We start from the raw sequence: 15776 nt of genomic DNA, 5'->3' as shown, positions 1-15776 counted from the left end.
CCTTATTATTTAGAGTAAAGCTCGACTATATATCTTTCCTCAACTGGAATGATAACCTCTTCACGTTCTGGAATTCTAGTAAAAATTCCATATTTTTTATCTTTTTCTACATCAACCCAAGCTACCATGCCTGTTTGATTAGTAAGCTCTATAGCACGAACGATTTGTGGGTTTTCTTTGCTTTTTTCTATAATTTCGATCTTTTCGCCAGCTCTTACTCTATATGATGGAATATCTACTCTTTTACCATTTACTAGAATATGGCCGTGAGTTACTAGCTGTCTTGCAAATCTACGAGTAGATGCAAAGCCCATTCTGTATACTACATTATCTAATCTTTGTTCTAGTAGAGCAATAAGAAGCGCACCAGTATTGCCATCTTTTCTTGCAGCTTCAGCAAATAATCTTCTAAATTGCTTTTCGCTTACGCCGTACATAAATTTAGCTTTTTGTTTCTCTCTTAATTGTAAACCATACTCACTTATTTTTGCTTTTCTTTGTCCGTGTTGGCCTGGAGCGTATGGTCTTTTTTCAACTGCGCTCTTGCCAGCTAGTCTTCTTTCGCCTTTAAGTGCAAGAGATACACCTAGGCGTCTTTCTAATTTTTCAACTGGTCCTCTATATCTTGCCATTATAATTTCTCCTAAATTCTATCTACAATTACACGCGGCGGCGTTTTGGTGGTCTGCAGCCATTGTGAGCTAGTGGAGTTATATCCTTTAGATATAGCACCTTAATTCCTTCTACTGCACCAATACTTTTTACTGCTGTTTCTCTACCGCTACCTGGGCCTTGAACTTTAATACCGACTTCTTTAATACCGTGTTCTTTAGCTTTTGATAGTGCATCTTCTACGGCTTGTTGAGCTGCGTATGGAGTTGATTTTTTGCTACCTTTAAAACCTAAACCACCAGCGCTACTCCACGCAATAGCATTACCCATTTCATCGGTAACTGTAACCATTGTATTATTAAATGTAGCAGAGACATAAACAATACCTCTAGCTATATTCTTTTTAACTACTTTTTTCTTAATTACTTTTCTTTTTGCCATATCTTATCCTTATTTAGTAGCAGCACCAACAGTTTTTCTTCTGCCTTTTCTTGTTCTTGCGTTAGTTTTTGTTTTTTGACCACGCACTGGCAGACCTTTTCTGTGTCTTAAGCCTCTAAAGCTACCTAAATCCATTAAAGCTTTGATATCCATAGCTACGCTTTTTCTTAGATCACCCTCAACCATATAGTTCTCTTGGATCTCTTTTCTGATTGCAGCAGCTTCGTCTTCGCTTAACTCATAAACTCTCTTATCATAAGAGATACCTACAGCATCAAGAATTTTTCTTGAAGTATATAGACCTATACCATAGATATATGTAAGGCCATACTCAACTCTTTTTTTCTTTGGTAAATCAACACCTGCAATACGAGCCATACCTTATCCTTGTCTTTGTTTATGTTTTGGATTTTCGCAAATTACATGAACTATGCCTTTGCGTTTGACAATTTTACATTTGTCACACATCTTCTTTACAGAAGGACGAACTTTCATTTTAGTCTCCTAAAAATTTATTACCACTTTTACTAGACTGCATTTAGGTCTAAGAACGAGCTTAAACCAACTATTTTTAAAACAGTGGCGCGCTTTAAAAACACTTCTTTGCCTAGTTAAATGCAAAGCTCAAAATAATACCCTAATTTTGCTTTAAATTTTATAAATTTGAATTTAAAAATTAAAAATAATTAAAATGATTTTGGTTTAACAGAGCTTTAGCTCTGTTAAAGGCTTAAGAATTTAAAAACTTTTCTAAATCTGCTTTTGGATCTCCACTAATTAGAGATAAATTATATTTTTCTACTAAGAAATTTAATATTTCACTATTTAAAAATTTTGGTAAACTAGGTCCTATATGAATATTTTTTACGCCCAAATATAAGAGCGCTACTAATATTATTATAGCTTTTTGTTCCATCCACATTAACACTATTGAAAGTGGTAAATCGTTGATGGCAATCCCTGTAGCTTCGCTTAGAGCCATAGCTATTTTTACTCCGCCATTACTATCGTTACACTGACCTAAATCTAAATATCTTGGGATATTTGTTCCTTCAATAAGACCAAAATCTATATCGTTAAATCTGAATTTACCACAGCTTGAAGTCAAGATTACACAATCTTTTGGCACACTAAGAGCTAACTCTCTATAATACTCTCTACCTTTGCCTGGTGCATCGCATCCTGCTATTACAAAAAATCTACGAATTTTACCACTTTTAATCGCCTCTAAAATCTCACCAGCCATAGGCAAAATAGCCTTATAGTGATGACCTGTGCTGATTACTTCATCGCTATCAAAGCCACTTACATCATCAAGTTCTAAAGCCTTATTAATTAATGGAGTAAAATCATCGCCATTAATATGAGCTATGCCTTTAGTGCTTGCTATATCATATCCAAATAATCTATCGCTATATGTAGCACTTTTGCGAAGTGGAACAATGCAGTTTGTAGTCATTAAAATAGCTCCACTAAATTTGTTAAAAAGCTCAGTTTGATCAAACCATGCTTTACCTAAATTTCCTTTTAGATGTGGATATTTTTTAAGTTCTGGATAACCATGAGCTGGCAACATCTCAGAGTGAGTATAGATATTAATTCCTTTATCTTTAGTCTGTTCTAGCAGCTCTTTTAATGCGTGAAGATTATGTCCGCTTACTAAAATAGCTTTACCATTTGCTTTATTTTGACTAATTTTTACAGGAGTTGGGATACCAAATTTGTTAGTATGGGCATTACTTAAGATATCCATAACTTCTACACCAGCCTTGCCTACTTTTAGCAGTTGTTCAATATGCTGATCGAAATTAAAATTCATATTTGTAAGTGTAAAATATAGAGTTTGAGCCATTACATCATCTACATTTTTTGTATTAGCTCCCAATTCATTTGCATGGTGACGATACGCACTTAGGCCCTTTAGAGCAAATATCATCATATCTTGTAATCTTGCTAATGTGGCATCTTTACCGCAAGTTCCCATACTTTGCCCCTTAGAGCCACAGCCATCATTGGCACTCATTTCGCACTGATGACAAAACATTTCTAAATCCATAAAAATCCTTTAAAAAATAAATTAAATTTAGATTTTATAGAATTTTTGTATTTTTGTATGTAATCACTTCACATTTCTAAAAAAATTTTACCTCTTGACAAGGTTAAAAATCCATTTTTTTCTAGCTGTTTAAGATTCTTAGATACACTCTCTCTTGTTACGCCTAGATGGTTTGCTATTTGCTGATGGGTTATTTTTATACTACCATTTATAGCGTTATTTTTGATAAATTCAATCAACCTATCACGAAATGGTATTGTTTTGCTTTTTGAAGCCGCCTCTATACTCTTAGCAAATTGCTTAGCAAAAACAGTTAAAATGTACTCACTAAACCTAGGATATTTCTCTCTTAAATCTCTAAAAATATTATCTGGAATTGTAATAATTTCTAAATCACCAAGAGCTTGAAGATTTAACTCTAACTGAAGTGATTTTTGAGTGCAAATTTGGCATATTACCCACTCATCACCCTTTTCAAGGGTGAGAATTGTCTTTTCTTGACTGCCAAAAATAGTATAAACCCTAAGACGCCCAGAACCAACTAATAAAAGTCCATAATGGCTCTTTGTAAGTAGCTTGCCATCGTTAAATTTTCTAATTTGTAAAAATTCTTCTATCCTATCTAGGTCTTGCGAAACTACACCGAGTCTTTTGAGCTTATCTTTTAGATTATCTATCATATATTATTTATAACGGTATGTGATTCTACCTTTATCCAAGCTATATGGCGTTAACTCTACTTTTACGCGGTCGCCTGGCATAATCTTTATATAATGCATTCTCATCTTACCAGCTATATGGCATAAAATTATATGCTTATTATCAAGCTCTACTTTAAATGTAGCATTAGGCAAAGCCTCTACTACATTGCCATCTATTTCTATTACATCGTCTTTTGCCAAATTTATCTCCTTAAATAAACTTTTAAATTTAAATAAATTTTAATCAGCTACGCTAAGTATCTCAGCCCTTCCATTTACTACGGCTATACAATGCTCGTAATGAGCCGTTCTTAAGCCATCTACGCTAGTTACAGTCCATTTATCTGCAGCAATCTTTGGAGTACCATCTTTTTGGCAAATCATAGGCTCAATACAAAAGACCATACCATTTCTAATCTTTGGTCCAGCCTTTGGGGTAGCTCCTTCTAAATAATTTGGAATCTCAGGCTCTTCATGTGGTCTGCGACCGATGCCATGCCCGCAAAACCCTTTTAAAGGGACATAGCCACGCCCTAAGATAAACTGCTCAAGCTTATAGCATAGCTCTTTAAAGTGCATACCAGCCCTAATCTCATCTATAGCATAATACAATGCATCTTTACTGCAAGCTATCAGCTCTTCATCGCTTTTAGAAATATTTCCTACTGGATAAGTTCTCGCACTATCACCAAAAAAACCATTTAAATTTGAACCAATATCAACTGAGACTATATCACCATCTTGCAAAATATAGTTACTTGGAATCCCGTGAATGACAACTTCATTTACACTAATACAAGCAGCATTTGGAAAACCATAAAGACCTTTAAACGCAGGTTTAGCCCCAGCAGCTACTATCATATCCTCGCAAATTTTATCAATCTCAAGTAATGAAATTCCAGGCTGAATAACTGTATGAAGATGATCTAAAGTAGCTGCGACTATTTTATTAGCCGCACGCATACTTTGTATCTCTTTTGGAGTTTTAATACTTATAGCCATAATTATAATCCAACAGCACTTAGGGTCTGATATTTGCTCATATATACTTGAGCTTCAATCTTTCTCATTGTATCAAGCGCTACTTGAACCACAATTAACACAGATGTACCACCAAAATAAAATGGTACTCCCATAAACTTAACCAAAACCCAAGGCAAAGTAGATATAAGGCCTAGATAAATAGAACCAGTTAACGTTAGTCTACTAGCAACATCATTTAAAAAATGCGCAGTACTTTCACCAGGTCTAACGCCAGGAATAAAGCCGCCTTGTCTTTTTAAATTTTCGCTTATATCTTTTGCATTAAATGTAATTGAAGCATAAAAATATGCAAAAAATAGAATAAACAAAAATGTTAAAATATTAAAAAAGTAGCTGTTTGGATTTAAAAAATCATTTATAGCTACTATAAACTCATTTGTACTTGCTTGCAAAATTGTTCCAGGAAACATCAAAATAGCACTAGCAAAAATCGGTGGAATAACACCACTAAGATTTACTTTAATAGGAATATAATTCATTATTCTCTTATTTTGATTTTGCATAATAGTCTTGCGAGAATATGAAATTGGCACTCTTCTCTCGCCCATCTCCACATAGATTACCACACCTACAGTAGCTAATATAACTAAAGCAATTGCGATAACTACTAAGAAATTTAACTCACCAGTATTTACTAAGTCTATCGTACCGCCAATAGCGCTTGGGATGCCGCTTACAATACCGGCAAAAATGATAAGACTTATACCATTTCCAATACCTCTTTGAGTTATCTGCTCACCAATCCACATAAGTAGCATTGTACCAGTTAGCATAGACACACAGCTAATACCGATAAATAAATTCATATCTATCATTATAGCACTTGCACCGTCTCTACCAGTTAAGCTTTGTAAGCCAATACTTACACCAATAGCTTGTATAACAGTAATTACTATAGTAGCATAACGGATAATTTGCATATACTTTTGCATACCATCACGCTCTTTTTTCATCTTACCTAAATTTGGAAATGTAGCAGCTAAAAGCTCCATAATAATTGAAGCTGTAATATAAGGCATAATACCTAGTGAAATAATGCTTAATCGCTCAGCAGCCCCACCACTAAACATATTAAACATACCGAGTGCATTTGAACTATTTGAAGTAAAAAATTCCCTAATAACATCAATATTTACACCAGGTACTGGCACATAAGCCAGCACCCGATAAGCAAACAAAAATCCAAGCGTAATTAATATCTTGTTGATTAATGCTCTGTTCATTAGTTAATTCCAGTTACCTTTATATTCTCATCTTTAATTTTAGAAGCTAAATCTTTAGCTCCAGCACCAATTAGTTTAACTTTTTTGATGCTATTTGAGAATTTGTGTACTGTTTTAAGAGTATCTAGTGTAATCTCGCTTAACTCTTTAATAGCAGGGTTTTTATCAATGCTAATTGCGTATGGTTTTTCAAATTTAGAAGTAAAGCCTACTTTTGGTAGTCTTCTTTGAAGTGGCTGTTGACCACCTTCAAAACCTCTTTTTTCATTATAACCTTTTCTAGCTGTTTGACCTTTACCACCTTTTGTAGCTGTTTTACCCCAGCCACTACCTTGGCCACGACCAATTCTTTTAGTATTGCGAGTTGAGCCTGCGGCTTTTTGTAAATTTTCTAATCCCATGGCCTCTCCTTAACCTTTTAGCATACTTAACGCTTTAATTGTAGCGCGAACCACATTTGCAGAGTTGTTTGAACCAAGAGATTTAGTAAGTATATTTTTAATACCTGCTAACTCTACAACTGGACGAGCACCACCACCAGCGATAACTCCGGTACCTTCGCTAGCTGGTTTTAGTAGAATTCTACTTGCGTTGTATTTAACTTCGATATCGTGAGGAATTGTATTGCCTTTTAATTTGACTTCTACAATGTTTTTAAACGCATCATCAGTTGCTTTTCTCATCGCATCTGGAACTTCTTTAGCTTTACCAAAGCCAAAACCTACACGACCTTTTTTATCACCTACAACAACAAGAGCTGTAAATCTAAATCTTCTACCGCCTTTAACAACCTTAGTAACGCGACCAATGTCGACGATTACTTCTTCGAATTCTTCTCTATTATACTTTTCCATCAACAATCCTTGCGTTATAGCTTAATGCCATTTTCTCTTAGAGCTTCAGCAAATGCTGCAACTACACCATGATATAGATAGCCATTTCTATCAAATACCGCTTCTTTGATTCCAGCTTTTTCTAGCTTGCTAGCAATATCTTTAGCTAATACTGCTGCGCCAGCTTTATTTGCTTTGATGCCTAGTTTTCTACCATCGCTAGCGCAAAGTGTTGTAGCGTTGATATCTTCTATCGCTTGGACGTATAGAGTTCTATTAGATTTGAATATAGAAATTCTAGGGCAAGTTGGAGTACCGCTAATTTTAGCTCTAATTCTTCTTTTTCTCTTAATTCTTAGAGATAATTTTCTTTTTAATACATTTGCTACCATTGCTTACCCTTATTTCTTAGATGTTTTACCGGCTTTGCGGATTATGCGCTCTTCGACATATTTAACACCCTTGCCTTTATATGGCTCTGGCGGTCTAAAGCCTCTTACTTCAGCTGCTACTTGTCCAACTACTTGTTTATCGCTACCTTTGATAGTGATAATGTTTTTCTCAACACTTACTTCAACACCATCAGGAAGTTCATAGTTAATAGGATGTGAAAAACCTAGAGCTAGTTCTAATACTTTGCCTTTTGCTGCAGCTTTATAACCAACACCATTAATCTCTAACTGTCTAGTAAATCCAGCTGTTAAGCCAATTACTATATTGTTAGCTAGCGCACGGTATGTACCCCAGTATGCTCTACTTTGTCTATCATCGCCTTTGCTAGCAAATGTGATACTACCATCTTTAACTTCTACATTAACATTACCTTTAGTGTCTAATTCTTTAGTAGCATTGCCCTTTTTAAACACTAAAACCGAACCATTTAAACTAACATCTAAACCACTTGGAATAGATATTGGCTGTTTTCCAATTCTTGACATATTTTTCCTTTTTACTTGTCTAGGGTATTTCTACGCTTTGCGAATGGATACCCAATGCCATAAAAAAGATTAGCTTTGAGTTAAATATGACTCAAGGCTAATTCAACTATTACCAAACGCTACAAAGTACTTCGCCGCCAACACCAGCTTTGTGCGCTTCGTCATTGCTTAAAACGCCTTTGCTAGTACTAACGATAATCGTTCCATAGCCATTTTTGAATCTTTTAATCTCATCTTTACCTTGATAAACTCTTCTTCCTGGTTTTGAAACTCTTTTTAGTTCATTGATCACACTTCTACCACGTTCGTCATATTTTAGAACTACATTGATGAATTTTTTATTATTCTCTTCAATTACATTATAGCTCTCGATATAGCCTTTTTGTGCTAGAATTTTTAGAGTAGCCTCAACAACATTTGAGTGTAGAAGCTGAGTTGTATCTAGTCTTCTCATAGCTGCATTTCTAATGCGTGTTAATCCATCTGAAATTAAATCATTTATCATCTTGCTTCCCTTACCAACTTGCTTTTTTAAGACCTGGTATTAGTCCTTCGTTAGCCATTTTTCTTAGGCACACACGGCAAATTCCAAAATCTTTATAAACAGAGTGTGGGCGACCACAAATTTGACATCTAGTGTATCCACGCACGCTAAATTTAGGTTTGCGTGCTGCTTTTGCTATCATTGATTTTTTTGCCATATTACTTTCCTTTTGCAAATGGAATGCCAAATAGTTCAAGTAGTTTGAACGCTTGTTTGTCATCTGGTGCTGTTGTAACTATAGTTATGTTCATACCATGTGTTCTTAAAATTTGATCATACGCAACTTCTGGGAACATTAGTTGTTCATTTAAACCAAAGTTATAATTACCACGACCATCAAATCCATCTCTAGGAAGGCCACGGAAGTCTTTTACCCTAGGAAGTGCAACGCTAATTAGCTTATCTAAGAATGCATACATTTGTTCTTTTCTTAGAGTTACTTTGATACCTACTGGGAAGCCTTCACGCACTTTAAAGCCAGCTACTGATTTTTTAGCATTTGTTACGACTGCTTTTTGACCAGCTATTAAAGATATAGTATCGGCCATATTTTGAAGCAATTTTTGATCTTTTGCTCCTTCGCCAGCACCAACACTAATTACGATTTTTTCTAGTGCTGGTATAAGCATAGGGTTTTTAATATCAAATTCTTTAACTAAAGCTGGTTTGATACTCTCTGCGTATTTAGTTTTTAATCTCATACTTAGCCCTCAACTTTGCTTACATTTGAAATATCAATAGGCATCTCTTTGCTTATAAAACCACCATTTGGATTTTTCTCACTTGGTTTTACGGCTTTTTTAGCAACTTTTACACCCTCTACTATTACTTGACCTTTTTTAGGAAGTACTGCTAAAACTTTAGCAACTTTACCTTTGTCATCGCCTGCGATTACTTTTACTTCATCGCCTTTTTTGATTTTATATTTTACTGCCATTATAGAACCTCCGGTGCAAGAGATACGATTTTCATAAAATTCGCATATCTTACTTCTCTACCTACTGGGCCAAATATACGAGTACCTACTGGTTCTCTTTTATTATCAAGAATAACAGCAGCATTCTCATCAAAACGAATTAGAGAACCATTATCTCTTTGAACCTCTTTTTTTGTTCTTACAACTACTGCTTTTACTACTTGACCTTTTTTGATTTTGCCATTTGGTAGAGCTTTCTTAACTGAACAAACGATAACATCGCCAAGGCTTGCGTATCGTCTTTTACTACCACCTAAAACTTTTATACACATTAGCTCTTTTGCGCCACTGTTATCTGCTACTGCTAGTCTTGTAAAACTTTGTATCATTATTCAACTCCTGTTTTCAAAACTGATTGTAAGCGGAAATTTTTTCTAGCGCTTAGCGGTCTGCACTCAACAGCTGATATAGTATCTCCCACTTTTAGTTCATTTTTTTCATCATGAACTAGATACTTTTTAAAGCGTTTTACAAATTTATGATATCTTGGGTGCATAACTCTTCTTTCAACCAATACAGTTGCAGTTTTATTCCCAGCTATCGCGACTACGACACCTTGAATTTCTCTTTTCATTTCTACTGCCATCATTTACCCCTTACTTCGCAGCACTAATTGCAGTATTGATCCTAGCGATATCTTTTTTAGTTTCACGGATCTCATTAGGGTTAGTTAGCTGCATAGTTTTTAGCTTTTGTCTAAGTGTAAATAAAAGCACCTTTTTCTCTTTTAATAAAGCGTTAAGTTCGCTTAAATTTTTTCCACTTATATCAGTATATTTCATTTTCGCTCTCTCTTGTTACAAACTTAGTTTTGAATGGTAGTTTGTGCATAGCTAATGTTAGAGCCTCTCTAGCAAGCTCTTCAGATACTCCAGCCATTTCGAAAATTATTCTACCAGGTTTGATATTCATTACCCACTCTTCAACACTACCTTTACCTTTACCCATACGAGTTTCTAGAGGTTTTTTAGTGATAGGTTTATCTGGGAATACTCTAATCCAAGTTTTAGCTTGTCTTTTAACATGACGAGTATATGCTTGACGAGCTGACTCTATTTGGCGAGAGTTGATTCTACCAGCTTCTACAGCTTTTAATCCAAATTCGCCAAGTGCTAGAGCTGTACCACGAGTTGCATAGCCACGATTGCGGCCTTTCATCATTTTACGATATTTCGTTCTTTTTGGTAATAACATTATTTACCCCTTCTAGCGCGTTTTGCTTTTTTAGGAGCTGCTTCTTCGCTCTTTTGCTCTTGGATACCTTTTTGAAGAACTTCACCTTTGAATATCCATACTTTTACGCCTATGTTACCATAAGTTGTATGAGCTTCAGCAAAACCATAATCTATTCTAGCTCTTAAAGTATGTAGAGGCACACGACCCTCTAGATACCACTCGGTTCTAGCCATCTCAGCGCCACCTAAACGACCTGCTACACTTACCTTAATACCTTTAGCGCCAGCTTTTTGTGCGCCTTGGATTACTTTTTTCATAGCACGGCGGAATGCCACACGACGCTCTAATTGCATAGCTACATTTTCAGCTGCTAATTGAGCTGAACTACCTGCTTTGCGCTCTTCTTTAATATTAATAGCTACATCTTTATTGACTAGTTTAGCAACTTCTAATCTTAGATTTTCTACTTCGCCACCTTTTTTACCGATGATAATACCAGGGCGAGCAGCTACTACTGTTACTCTTAATTTTTTAGCTGTTCTTTCAATTAAAATTTGGCTAACACCAGCATAATATAGCTTAGCTTTTAGGAATTTTCTTATTTTATAGTCTTCGCCTATATTTTCTGGAAGAGTTGCTTTTGATGGAAACCATCTAGACTCCCAGTTTCTATTTATACCTAGTCTAAGGCCTATTGGATTAACTTTTTGTCCCATTTTATGCTTCCTTCTCTATTTTTGCTGGTTTAGCTACTTCTACTAAGATATGGCTAGTAGGTTTGCGAATTCTGCTTGCGCTTCCTCTTGCTCTTGGGCGGAATCTTTTTAATACAGGACCTGCATCTACTCTACAACTTTTCACAACTACCTCTTCAGGCTCAAAACCGCCATTTGCTACAGCTGAGCTGATTGCATTTGCGATATATCTTGCGCCACGATTTGGCATAAAGCTAAGGCTTGCTAATGCTAATTCAGCATTCATACCTTGAACTTCATTAGCTATTAATCTAGCTTTTGTTGGAGATAGTCTGATGAATTTAATAATTGCTCTACTCATAACTTCCCCTTACTTACCGATTTTTTTCTGAACAGAGCCTTTATGACCCTTAAATGTTCTTGTTGGTGCGAATTCGCCTAGCTTATAACCTATATGGTTTTCTGTTACATATACAGGGATAAAGCTTTTGCCATTATGCACATTAAATGTCAAACCTATCATTTCAGGAGTGATTGTGCTTCTTCTTGACCAAGTTTTAATTGGTTTATTATCGTTAGCAGCTTTTGCAGCGATGACTTTTTTCATTACGTGGTCATCTACAAAAGGACCTTTTTTTAGCGATCTAGCCATCGTTATTTACCCTTTCTTCTAGAAATTATAAGTTTATCACTAGCTTTTTTACGGCGAGTTTTAGCACCTTTAGTTGGTTTACCCCATGGAGTAACTGGGTGACGGCCTGAATTTTTCTTACCTTCACCACCACCGTGTGGGTGATCTACTGGGTTCATTGCGCTACCTCTAGTTTGAGGGCGAATACCTCTATGGCGGTTACGGCCAGCTTTACCGATTGTTACATTTGCCCAATCTTCATTGCCAACTACACCTACAGTAGCCATACACTCAGCTAGAACTTGTCTCATCTCACCGCTTGGAAGCCTTAGAATTACATACTTCTCTTCTTTACCCATAAGTTGAGCATAGCCGCCAGCACTTCTAGCCATTTGAGCACCTTTACCTGGTTTTAGCTCGATATTATGGACTATTGTACCTACTGGAATACTTTTTAGTTTCATTGCATTACCAGGTTTAATATCTAGGCCAGCTTCAGCAGCGCTAATTACATCGCCTACATTTAGGCCGCTAGGGCGAATAATATATCTTTTCTCGCCATCTGCGTATGAGATTAAAGCGATGCGGCAATTTCTATTTGGATCATATTCGATCGCTTCAACTTTGCCAGGAATTCCAAATTTGCGGCGTTTAAAATCTATAATACGATATAGTTTTTTAGCACCAGCTTCTTTATGGCGGCTTGTGATTCTACCATTGTTATTTCTACCAGCTGCGGCAGGAATTTTAACAAGTAGGCTTCTTACACTAGCTTTAGCTGTGATATCTTCACTGCTTAAACCAGTCATAAATCTTCTACTTGGAGTATAAGGTTTAAAACTTCTTATTGCCATCTTATGCCTCCTGACTTGCTAGGCTTACGCCATCTGGTAATTTGACATAGAATTTTTTAAAGTCGTTTCTTACGCCAACTCTACCTCTAAAACGCTTAACTTTGCCATCCATTCTAAGTGAATTTACTCTAAGTGGCGTTACGCCAAAATACTCTCTTAATACCTCTTTTAGACCATTTTTAGTCATTTTTGGTGAAGTTTGGATTACTACCACACCTTGTTCTTGAAGGCCAAGAGTTTTTTCTGTATATACTATAGTTTTGATATCTGTTATATCTGCCATTTTTAGCCCTCTTTTACTATTGATTGTAGTGCTGATTTTTCAGCTATAACTGCACTATAGACTGAGACTAAATATGCATTTACTTCGCTAGCGTCTACTACATAGCAGTTTGCTAGGTTTCTAAATGCTAAAAGAGTCTTAGCATCAAGTTCATTTTTGATGATTAACGCATCTCTAATACCAAGTTTTTTGATAATAGCCGCTGCATCTTTTGTTTTACCACTTTCAATAGCAATACTATCTACTGCATAGAATTTGCCATTTGCAACTTTTTCGTTTAGAGCAAATTCAAGCGCTAATCTTTTTTGTTTTTTATTAACTTTTTGGTTATAATTTCTATTATTTTTAGGACCAAATGCCACAGCACCGCCAACCCAAACGTTAGTTCTAGTTGAACCAGCTCTTGCGCCGCCACGTCCTTTTTGACGCCAAGGTTTTTTACCACCACCGCTTACATCTGAGCGACCTTTTGTGTGGGCTGAGTTTGCTCTCATACTAGCAAGGTAGCTTTTAACATACAGATATAAATTGTGCGAATTTACTTCAGCATAACTTGCTGGTAGTTCTAGTTCGCTTGTTTTTTCAAATTTATCATTTAAAACTGCTATTTTACTCATTTAACTATCCTTACTCTACCCATAGTACCGTTAAATCCTGGAACTGAGCCTTTTAATACTAAAATTCCATTAGCACTATCAAAGCTTACAACTTCGTTTTTAACAGTAGTTTTTTCATTACCATAGTGTCCTGCCATTTTTCTACCTGGTTGAACACGACCTGGCCATTCGCAGTTACCTATAGAACCTGGTCTACGGTGAAATCTTGAACCATGACTTGCAGGACCACCTGAGAAACCATGTCTTTTTATAACACCTTGGAAACCTCTACCTTTTGTATTGAAGCTAACTTTTAAAACTTTTGCTTCATTTAGTGGAGTTGTATCCAAATCACCAGCTTCGCTATTTGCTACACTTAGAGTTGCAAATTGATTAAATTCGCTACTTAAGCCATATTTTTTTTGCTGACCTTTAATAGCTTTGTTATTAGCTTTTGTATGAGCATAAGCCACGATAGCTCTGCTATTTTCACCTACTTCACACACTTTAGCCGGTAAAAGTCTAAGCAATGTAACAGGAGTACTTGGGTTTGAGACAGTTCTGCTCATACCTATTTTTTCTACGATATATTCCATCATTTCTTCCTTTTATGCTTACTTGCCCATAGCACGAACTTCGACATTTACCTCAGGGGCAAGGTCAAGTTTTGTTAGGCTATCAACTGTATCAGGCGTAGCTGCTACGATATCTAACATACGAGCGTGAATTCTCATCTCGAATTGTTCACGAGAATCTTTATTAACATGTGGAGATTTTAACACTGTGTAGCGTTTAATCTTTGTAGGCATTGGTACTGGCCCACGTACATCGGCACCAGTGCGTTTGACAGCTTCTACTATGGCTGCAACTGTACGGTCTAGAACTCTGTGGTCATAAGCTTTTAGCTTAAGCCTAATTCTTTCCATGTTTTTTCCTTTAAAAATAACTTGTCGCCAACTTGCGACCTTTTGATATAGTGCTCTTGCAGAGGCTTATACTGATCTCTCAAGCATGCAAGCAAAGCTTACGCTTCTCATCAAAAGACGCGAATTATACCCAAAATAAGCTTTAAAAGCAAATTTTACCGCTATTTTTGCAAATTTTGTTTTATTTTTTTCCTTTTTATAAGGAATATTTTAAATATTAGAATGAAATTTAAATTTAGATAATCTATAGAATTATGTTATTATTACTAAAAGATTGTAAAGCTAATTAAGTAATTTTTATATAACATTAAATTTATCTAATTTACAATCAAATTTTAGATATAATTAACATAAATTAAAAAGGTAATTAATGAAAATATATCAAAATCGCTCACAACTACTTGAGCAATTAAATCAAATTTGTATTCAAACATTAAAAGAAAAACCACGACTAATAGTAGCCCTAACTGGACTGTGTGGCAGCGGCAAAAGCACACTTGGCAAGACAATTCGCAAAAAAGGCTTTGGCAACTTTGCCCCGTACCAAATCGCCGTCATAGATGATAATGTGATGAGTTTAAATCTATTTATTGCGCGCCCCAAAATACGCAATACCCCCCCCAACACAATCTCAAAGATAATCTAAAACCATTTACAAAATTTCTACCTCCATATGTCAAAATAATTTTTTATATCTGTGCAAATCCAGTAAGAATAGACTTTGCCGATGTAGTGATAATCCTTAAAATCGATGAACAAAGACGCCAAAAACAGCTAGAACAAAGAGAGAGCGATGCAGAGCTAATAAAATCCCTAATGAACGGAAAAATAAATATCGATATACCTTTTACACACGGACTTTGTTTAGTGGAGTAGCTTTAAATTCTATGATTTAGCTAAATTTAAAAATCTTTTCCGTTGTGGATTTTGCAAATATAAGGCGTGATAGTATAAATTTACAAAGAATGCTATCATTATAAGAGATAAACGTTTATTTATTTTAGCGTCACTAAGTATATTAAAATTTAATAATGTTAATATATTGGCATTATTTATATATTGTAAATGGAGTTAAATTTAAGCTATTATATAGCTGATTTTGAGGTTTTATCGCTTTTACCTAATAGATATGGCAAGAATTTATCAAATCCAGTTGTATAATTAGCTATAAATTCTTTATCATATTTACCTGTAGTATATAGGTGATGTGCCATACCAAGCATCATAGCCGTATCTGTATTTGGTCT

30 protein-coding genes and 1 pseudogene are annotated in these 15776 nt (G+C 35.4%); 2 read left to right on the top strand and 29 right to left on the bottom strand.

Going from position 1 to position 15776, the window contains the following annotated elements; all coding sequences use genetic code 11:
* Positions 1-5: 5 nt before the first annotated feature.
* The 29 genes and pseudogenes from rpsD to rpsJ form a co-directional block, all read right to left on the bottom strand.
* Positions 6-632 carry a 30S ribosomal protein S4 gene (gene rpsD / locus J6V67_RS02865; protein WP_291858467.1) on the bottom strand — a complete coding sequence of 209 codons (627 nt, stop codon included), beginning with the start codon at positions 630-632 and terminating at the stop codon, positions 6-8.
* Between the two features lie 28 nt (positions 633-660).
* Positions 661-1053, bottom strand: a complete 393-nt coding sequence (gene rpsK, locus J6V67_RS02860; protein WP_086247629.1) for a 30S ribosomal protein S11 — start codon at positions 1051-1053, stop codon at positions 661-663.
* Between the two features lie 9 nt (positions 1054-1062).
* The gene (gene rpsM / locus J6V67_RS02855) at positions 1063-1431 is read right to left on the bottom strand and encodes a 30S ribosomal protein S13 (protein ID WP_086247630.1); all 369 of its coding nucleotides are present in this window, start codon (positions 1429-1431) and stop codon (positions 1063-1065) included.
* Positions 1432-1434: 3 nt separating this feature from the next.
* A complete protein-coding gene (rpmJ, locus tag J6V67_RS02850; RefSeq protein ID WP_002848032.1) occupies positions 1435-1548 on the bottom strand; it encodes a 50S ribosomal protein L36 in 114 nt (37 codons plus the stop codon).
* Positions 1549-1783: 235 nt separating this feature from the next.
* Positions 1784-3109: a hydroxylamine reductase gene (gene hcp / locus J6V67_RS02845; RefSeq protein ID WP_291858454.1), complete on the bottom strand. Its 1326-nt coding sequence runs from the start codon at positions 3107-3109 to the stop codon at positions 1784-1786.
* Between the two features lie 68 nt (positions 3110-3177).
* Positions 3178-3789, bottom strand: a complete 612-nt coding sequence (locus tag J6V67_RS02840; protein ID WP_291858451.1) for a Crp/Fnr family transcriptional regulator — start codon at positions 3787-3789, stop codon at positions 3178-3180.
* 3 nt (positions 3790-3792) lie between these two features.
* Positions 3793-4011 (bottom strand): translation initiation factor IF-1, encoded by a 219-nt coding sequence (gene infA / locus J6V67_RS02835; protein ID WP_002848031.1) that lies wholly within the window; start codon positions 4009-4011, stop codon positions 3793-3795.
* A gap of 39 nt (positions 4012-4050) precedes the next feature.
* Positions 4051-4812: a type I methionyl aminopeptidase gene (gene map, locus J6V67_RS02830; RefSeq protein ID WP_291858385.1), complete on the bottom strand. Its 762-nt coding sequence runs from the start codon at positions 4810-4812 to the stop codon at positions 4051-4053.
* Between the two features lie 2 nt (positions 4813-4814).
* Positions 4815-6077 (bottom strand): preprotein translocase subunit SecY, encoded by a 1263-nt coding sequence (secY, locus tag J6V67_RS02825; RefSeq protein WP_291858382.1) that lies wholly within the window; start codon positions 6075-6077, stop codon positions 4815-4817.
* The gene (rplO, locus tag J6V67_RS02820; protein ID WP_291858379.1) at positions 6077-6478 is read right to left on the bottom strand and encodes a 50S ribosomal protein L15; all 402 of its coding nucleotides are present in this window, start codon (positions 6476-6478) and stop codon (positions 6077-6079) included. Before rplO ends, secY begins: the two co-directional genes overlap by 1 nt.
* Before the next feature lie 9 nt (positions 6479-6487).
* On the bottom strand, positions 6488-6931 hold the full coding sequence (gene rpsE, locus J6V67_RS02815; RefSeq protein ID WP_086225400.1) for a 30S ribosomal protein S5: 444 nt from the start codon (positions 6929-6931) through the stop codon (positions 6488-6490).
* 14 nt (positions 6932-6945) lie between these two features.
* A complete protein-coding gene (rplR, locus tag J6V67_RS02810; protein ID WP_086254749.1) occupies positions 6946-7302 on the bottom strand; it encodes a 50S ribosomal protein L18 in 357 nt (118 codons plus the stop codon).
* A gap of 9 nt (positions 7303-7311) precedes the next feature.
* Positions 7312-7848 (bottom strand): 50S ribosomal protein L6, encoded by a 537-nt coding sequence (gene rplF, locus J6V67_RS02805; protein WP_291858372.1) that lies wholly within the window; start codon positions 7846-7848, stop codon positions 7312-7314.
* Positions 7849-7957: 109 nt separating this feature from the next.
* A complete protein-coding gene (gene rpsH, locus J6V67_RS02800) occupies positions 7958-8353 on the bottom strand; it encodes a 30S ribosomal protein S8 (RefSeq protein WP_086247639.1) in 396 nt (131 codons plus the stop codon).
* A 10-nt stretch (positions 8354-8363) separates the two neighbouring features.
* On the bottom strand, positions 8364-8549 hold the full coding sequence (locus J6V67_RS02795) for a type Z 30S ribosomal protein S14 (RefSeq protein WP_038452543.1): 186 nt from the start codon (positions 8547-8549) through the stop codon (positions 8364-8366).
* 1 nt (position 8550) lies between these two features.
* Positions 8551-9093: a 50S ribosomal protein L5 gene (gene rplE, locus J6V67_RS02790; protein WP_291858361.1), complete on the bottom strand. Its 543-nt coding sequence runs from the start codon at positions 9091-9093 to the stop codon at positions 8551-8553.
* A gap of 2 nt (positions 9094-9095) precedes the next feature.
* Positions 9096-9329: a 50S ribosomal protein L24 gene (rplX, locus tag J6V67_RS02785; protein ID WP_086225395.1), complete on the bottom strand. Its 234-nt coding sequence runs from the start codon at positions 9327-9329 to the stop codon at positions 9096-9098.
* The gene (gene rplN / locus J6V67_RS02780) at positions 9329-9697 is read right to left on the bottom strand and encodes a 50S ribosomal protein L14 (RefSeq protein ID WP_086225394.1); all 369 of its coding nucleotides are present in this window, start codon (positions 9695-9697) and stop codon (positions 9329-9331) included. The genes rplX and rplN overlap by 1 nt, the downstream gene beginning before the upstream one ends.
* Positions 9697-9954 (bottom strand): 30S ribosomal protein S17, encoded by a 258-nt coding sequence (rpsQ, locus tag J6V67_RS02775; protein WP_291858351.1) that lies wholly within the window; start codon positions 9952-9954, stop codon positions 9697-9699. The genes rplN and rpsQ overlap by 1 nt, the downstream gene beginning before the upstream one ends.
* A 10-nt stretch (positions 9955-9964) precedes the next feature.
* On the bottom strand, positions 9965-10150 hold the full coding sequence (gene rpmC, locus J6V67_RS02770) for a 50S ribosomal protein L29 (protein WP_086247642.1): 186 nt from the start codon (positions 10148-10150) through the stop codon (positions 9965-9967).
* Positions 10137-10562 carry a 50S ribosomal protein L16 gene (gene rplP, locus J6V67_RS02765; protein WP_291858347.1) on the bottom strand — a complete coding sequence of 142 codons (426 nt, stop codon included), beginning with the start codon at positions 10560-10562 and terminating at the stop codon, positions 10137-10139. The genes rpmC and rplP overlap by 14 nt, the downstream gene beginning before the upstream one ends.
* Complete coding sequence (gene rpsC, locus J6V67_RS02760) at positions 10562-11260, bottom strand: 30S ribosomal protein S3 (RefSeq protein ID WP_291858344.1); 699 nt, start codon at positions 11258-11260, stop codon at positions 10562-10564. The genes rplP and rpsC overlap by 1 nt, the downstream gene beginning before the upstream one ends.
* A 28-nt stretch (positions 11261-11288) precedes the next feature.
* Positions 11289-11600: pseudogene (rplV, locus tag J6V67_RS02755) on the bottom strand (50S ribosomal protein L22); the annotation flags it as partial.
* Between the two features lie 9 nt (positions 11601-11609).
* A complete protein-coding gene (rpsS, locus tag J6V67_RS02750; RefSeq protein WP_063997500.1) occupies positions 11610-11891 on the bottom strand; it encodes a 30S ribosomal protein S19 in 282 nt (93 codons plus the stop codon).
* Positions 11892-11893: 2 nt separating this feature from the next.
* The gene (gene rplB, locus J6V67_RS02745; RefSeq protein ID WP_291858322.1) at positions 11894-12724 is read right to left on the bottom strand and encodes a 50S ribosomal protein L2; all 831 of its coding nucleotides are present in this window, start codon (positions 12722-12724) and stop codon (positions 11894-11896) included.
* A 1-nt stretch (position 12725) separates the two neighbouring features.
* The gene (locus J6V67_RS02740) at positions 12726-13007 is read right to left on the bottom strand and encodes a 50S ribosomal protein L23 (RefSeq protein ID WP_086247645.1); all 282 of its coding nucleotides are present in this window, start codon (positions 13005-13007) and stop codon (positions 12726-12728) included.
* A 2-nt stretch (positions 13008-13009) separates the two neighbouring features.
* Complete coding sequence (gene rplD / locus J6V67_RS02735) at positions 13010-13624, bottom strand: 50S ribosomal protein L4 (RefSeq protein ID WP_086247646.1); 615 nt, start codon at positions 13622-13624, stop codon at positions 13010-13012.
* Positions 13621-14199, bottom strand: a complete 579-nt coding sequence (gene rplC / locus J6V67_RS02730; protein WP_291858317.1) for a 50S ribosomal protein L3 — start codon at positions 14197-14199, stop codon at positions 13621-13623. The genes rplD and rplC overlap by 4 nt, the downstream gene beginning before the upstream one ends.
* Before the next feature lie 18 nt (positions 14200-14217).
* Positions 14218-14529, bottom strand: a complete 312-nt coding sequence (gene rpsJ, locus J6V67_RS02725) for a 30S ribosomal protein S10 (protein WP_002847957.1) — start codon at positions 14527-14529, stop codon at positions 14218-14220.
* Positions 14530-14899: 370 nt separating this feature from the next.
* On the opposite strand from rpsJ, the gene J6V67_RS02720 reads away from it, so the two are divergent.
* Together J6V67_RS02720 and J6V67_RS02715 are read left to right on the top strand one after the other, a co-directional pair.
* Complete coding sequence (locus J6V67_RS02720) at positions 14900-15175, top strand: hypothetical protein (protein WP_291858164.1); 276 nt, start codon at positions 14900-14902, stop codon at positions 15173-15175.
* An 86-nt stretch (positions 15176-15261) separates the two neighbouring features.
* Positions 15262-15405, top strand: a complete 144-nt coding sequence (locus J6V67_RS02715) for a hypothetical protein (RefSeq protein WP_179186973.1) — start codon at positions 15262-15264, stop codon at positions 15403-15405.
* The last annotated feature ends 371 nt before the right edge of the window (positions 15406-15776 follow it).

Origin of the sequence: Campylobacter sp. (genome assembly GCF_017646085.1) — a bacterium.
Lineage (GTDB): Bacteria > Campylobacterota > Campylobacteria > Campylobacterales > Campylobacteraceae > Campylobacter.
This window is presented reverse-complemented; position numbering and strand designations above follow the sequence as displayed.

Bases quoted from the DNA above. Each gene is read 5' to 3' on its own strand.
- rpsD (WP_291858467.1), bottom strand. From the start codon at position 632: ATGGCAAGATATAGAGGACCAGTTGAAAAATTAGAAAGACGCCTAGGT.
- rpsK (WP_086247629.1), bottom strand. From the start codon at position 1,053: ATGGCAAAAAGAAAAGTAATTAAGAAAAAAGTAGTTAAAAAGAATATA.
- rpsM (WP_086247630.1), bottom strand. From the start codon at position 1,431: ATGGCTCGTATTGCAGGTGTTGATTTACCAAAGAAAAAAAGAGTTGAG.
- rpmJ (WP_002848032.1), bottom strand. From the start codon at position 1,548: ATGAAAGTTCGTCCTTCTGTAAAGAAGATGTGTGACAAATGTAAAATT.
- hcp (WP_291858454.1), bottom strand. From the start codon at position 3,109: ATGGATTTAGAAATGTTTTGTCATCAGTGCGAAATGAGTGCCAATGAT.
- J6V67_RS02840 (WP_291858451.1), bottom strand. From the start codon at position 3,789: ATGATAGATAATCTAAAAGATAAGCTCAAAAGACTCGGTGTAGTTTCG.
- map (WP_291858385.1), bottom strand. From the start codon at position 4,812: ATGGCTATAAGTATTAAAACTCCAAAAGAGATACAAAGTATGCGTGCG.
- secY (WP_291858382.1), bottom strand. From the start codon at position 6,077: ATGAACAGAGCATTAATCAACAAGATATTAATTACGCTTGGATTTTTG.
- rplO (WP_291858379.1), bottom strand. From the start codon at position 6,478: ATGGGATTAGAAAATTTACAAAAAGCCGCAGGCTCAACTCGCAATACT.
- rpsE (WP_086225400.1), bottom strand. From the start codon at position 6,931: ATGGAAAAGTATAATAGAGAAGAATTCGAAGAAGTAATCGTCGACATT.
- rplR (WP_086254749.1), bottom strand. From the start codon at position 7,302: ATGGTAGCAAATGTATTAAAAAGAAAATTATCTCTAAGAATTAAGAGA.
- rplF (WP_291858372.1), bottom strand. From the start codon at position 7,848: ATGTCAAGAATTGGAAAACAGCCAATATCTATTCCAAGTGGTTTAGAT.
- rpsH (WP_086247639.1), bottom strand. From the start codon at position 8,353: ATGATAAATGATTTAATTTCAGATGGATTAACACGCATTAGAAATGCA.
- J6V67_RS02795 (WP_038452543.1), bottom strand. From the start codon at position 8,549: ATGGCAAAAAAATCAATGATAGCAAAAGCAGCACGCAAACCTAAATTT.
- rplE (WP_291858361.1), bottom strand. From the start codon at position 9,093: ATGAGATTAAAAACTAAATACGCAGAGAGTATCAAACCAGCTTTAGTT.
- rplX (WP_086225395.1), bottom strand. From the start codon at position 9,329: ATGGCAGTAAAATATAAAATCAAAAAAGGCGATGAAGTAAAAGTAATC.
- rplN (WP_086225394.1), bottom strand. From the start codon at position 9,697: ATGATACAAAGTTTTACAAGACTAGCAGTAGCAGATAACAGTGGCGCA.
- rpsQ (WP_291858351.1), bottom strand. From the start codon at position 9,954: ATGGCAGTAGAAATGAAAAGAGAAATTCAAGGTGTCGTAGTCGCGATA.
- rpmC (WP_086247642.1), bottom strand. From the start codon at position 10,150: ATGAAATATACTGATATAAGTGGAAAAAATTTAAGCGAACTTAACGCT.
- rplP (WP_291858347.1), bottom strand. From the start codon at position 10,562: ATGTTATTACCAAAAAGAACGAAATATCGTAAAATGATGAAAGGCCGC.
- rpsC (WP_291858344.1), bottom strand. From the start codon at position 11,260: ATGGGACAAAAAGTTAATCCAATAGGCCTTAGACTAGGTATAAATAGA.
- rpsS (WP_063997500.1), bottom strand. From the start codon at position 11,891: ATGGCTAGATCGCTAAAAAAAGGTCCTTTTGTAGATGACCACGTAATG.
- rplB (WP_291858322.1), bottom strand. From the start codon at position 12,724: ATGGCAATAAGAAGTTTTAAACCTTATACTCCAAGTAGAAGATTTATG.
- J6V67_RS02740 (WP_086247645.1), bottom strand. From the start codon at position 13,007: ATGGCAGATATAACAGATATCAAAACTATAGTATATACAGAAAAAACT.
- rplD (WP_086247646.1), bottom strand. From the start codon at position 13,624: ATGAGTAAAATAGCAGTTTTAAATGATAAATTTGAAAAAACAAGCGAA.
- rplC (WP_291858317.1), bottom strand. From the start codon at position 14,199: ATGGAATATATCGTAGAAAAAATAGGTATGAGCAGAACTGTCTCAAAC.
- rpsJ (WP_002847957.1), bottom strand. From the start codon at position 14,529: ATGGAAAGAATTAGGCTTAAGCTAAAAGCTTATGACCACAGAGTTCTA.
- J6V67_RS02720 (WP_291858164.1), top strand. From the start codon at position 14,900: ATGAAAATATATCAAAATCGCTCACAACTACTTGAGCAATTAAATCAA.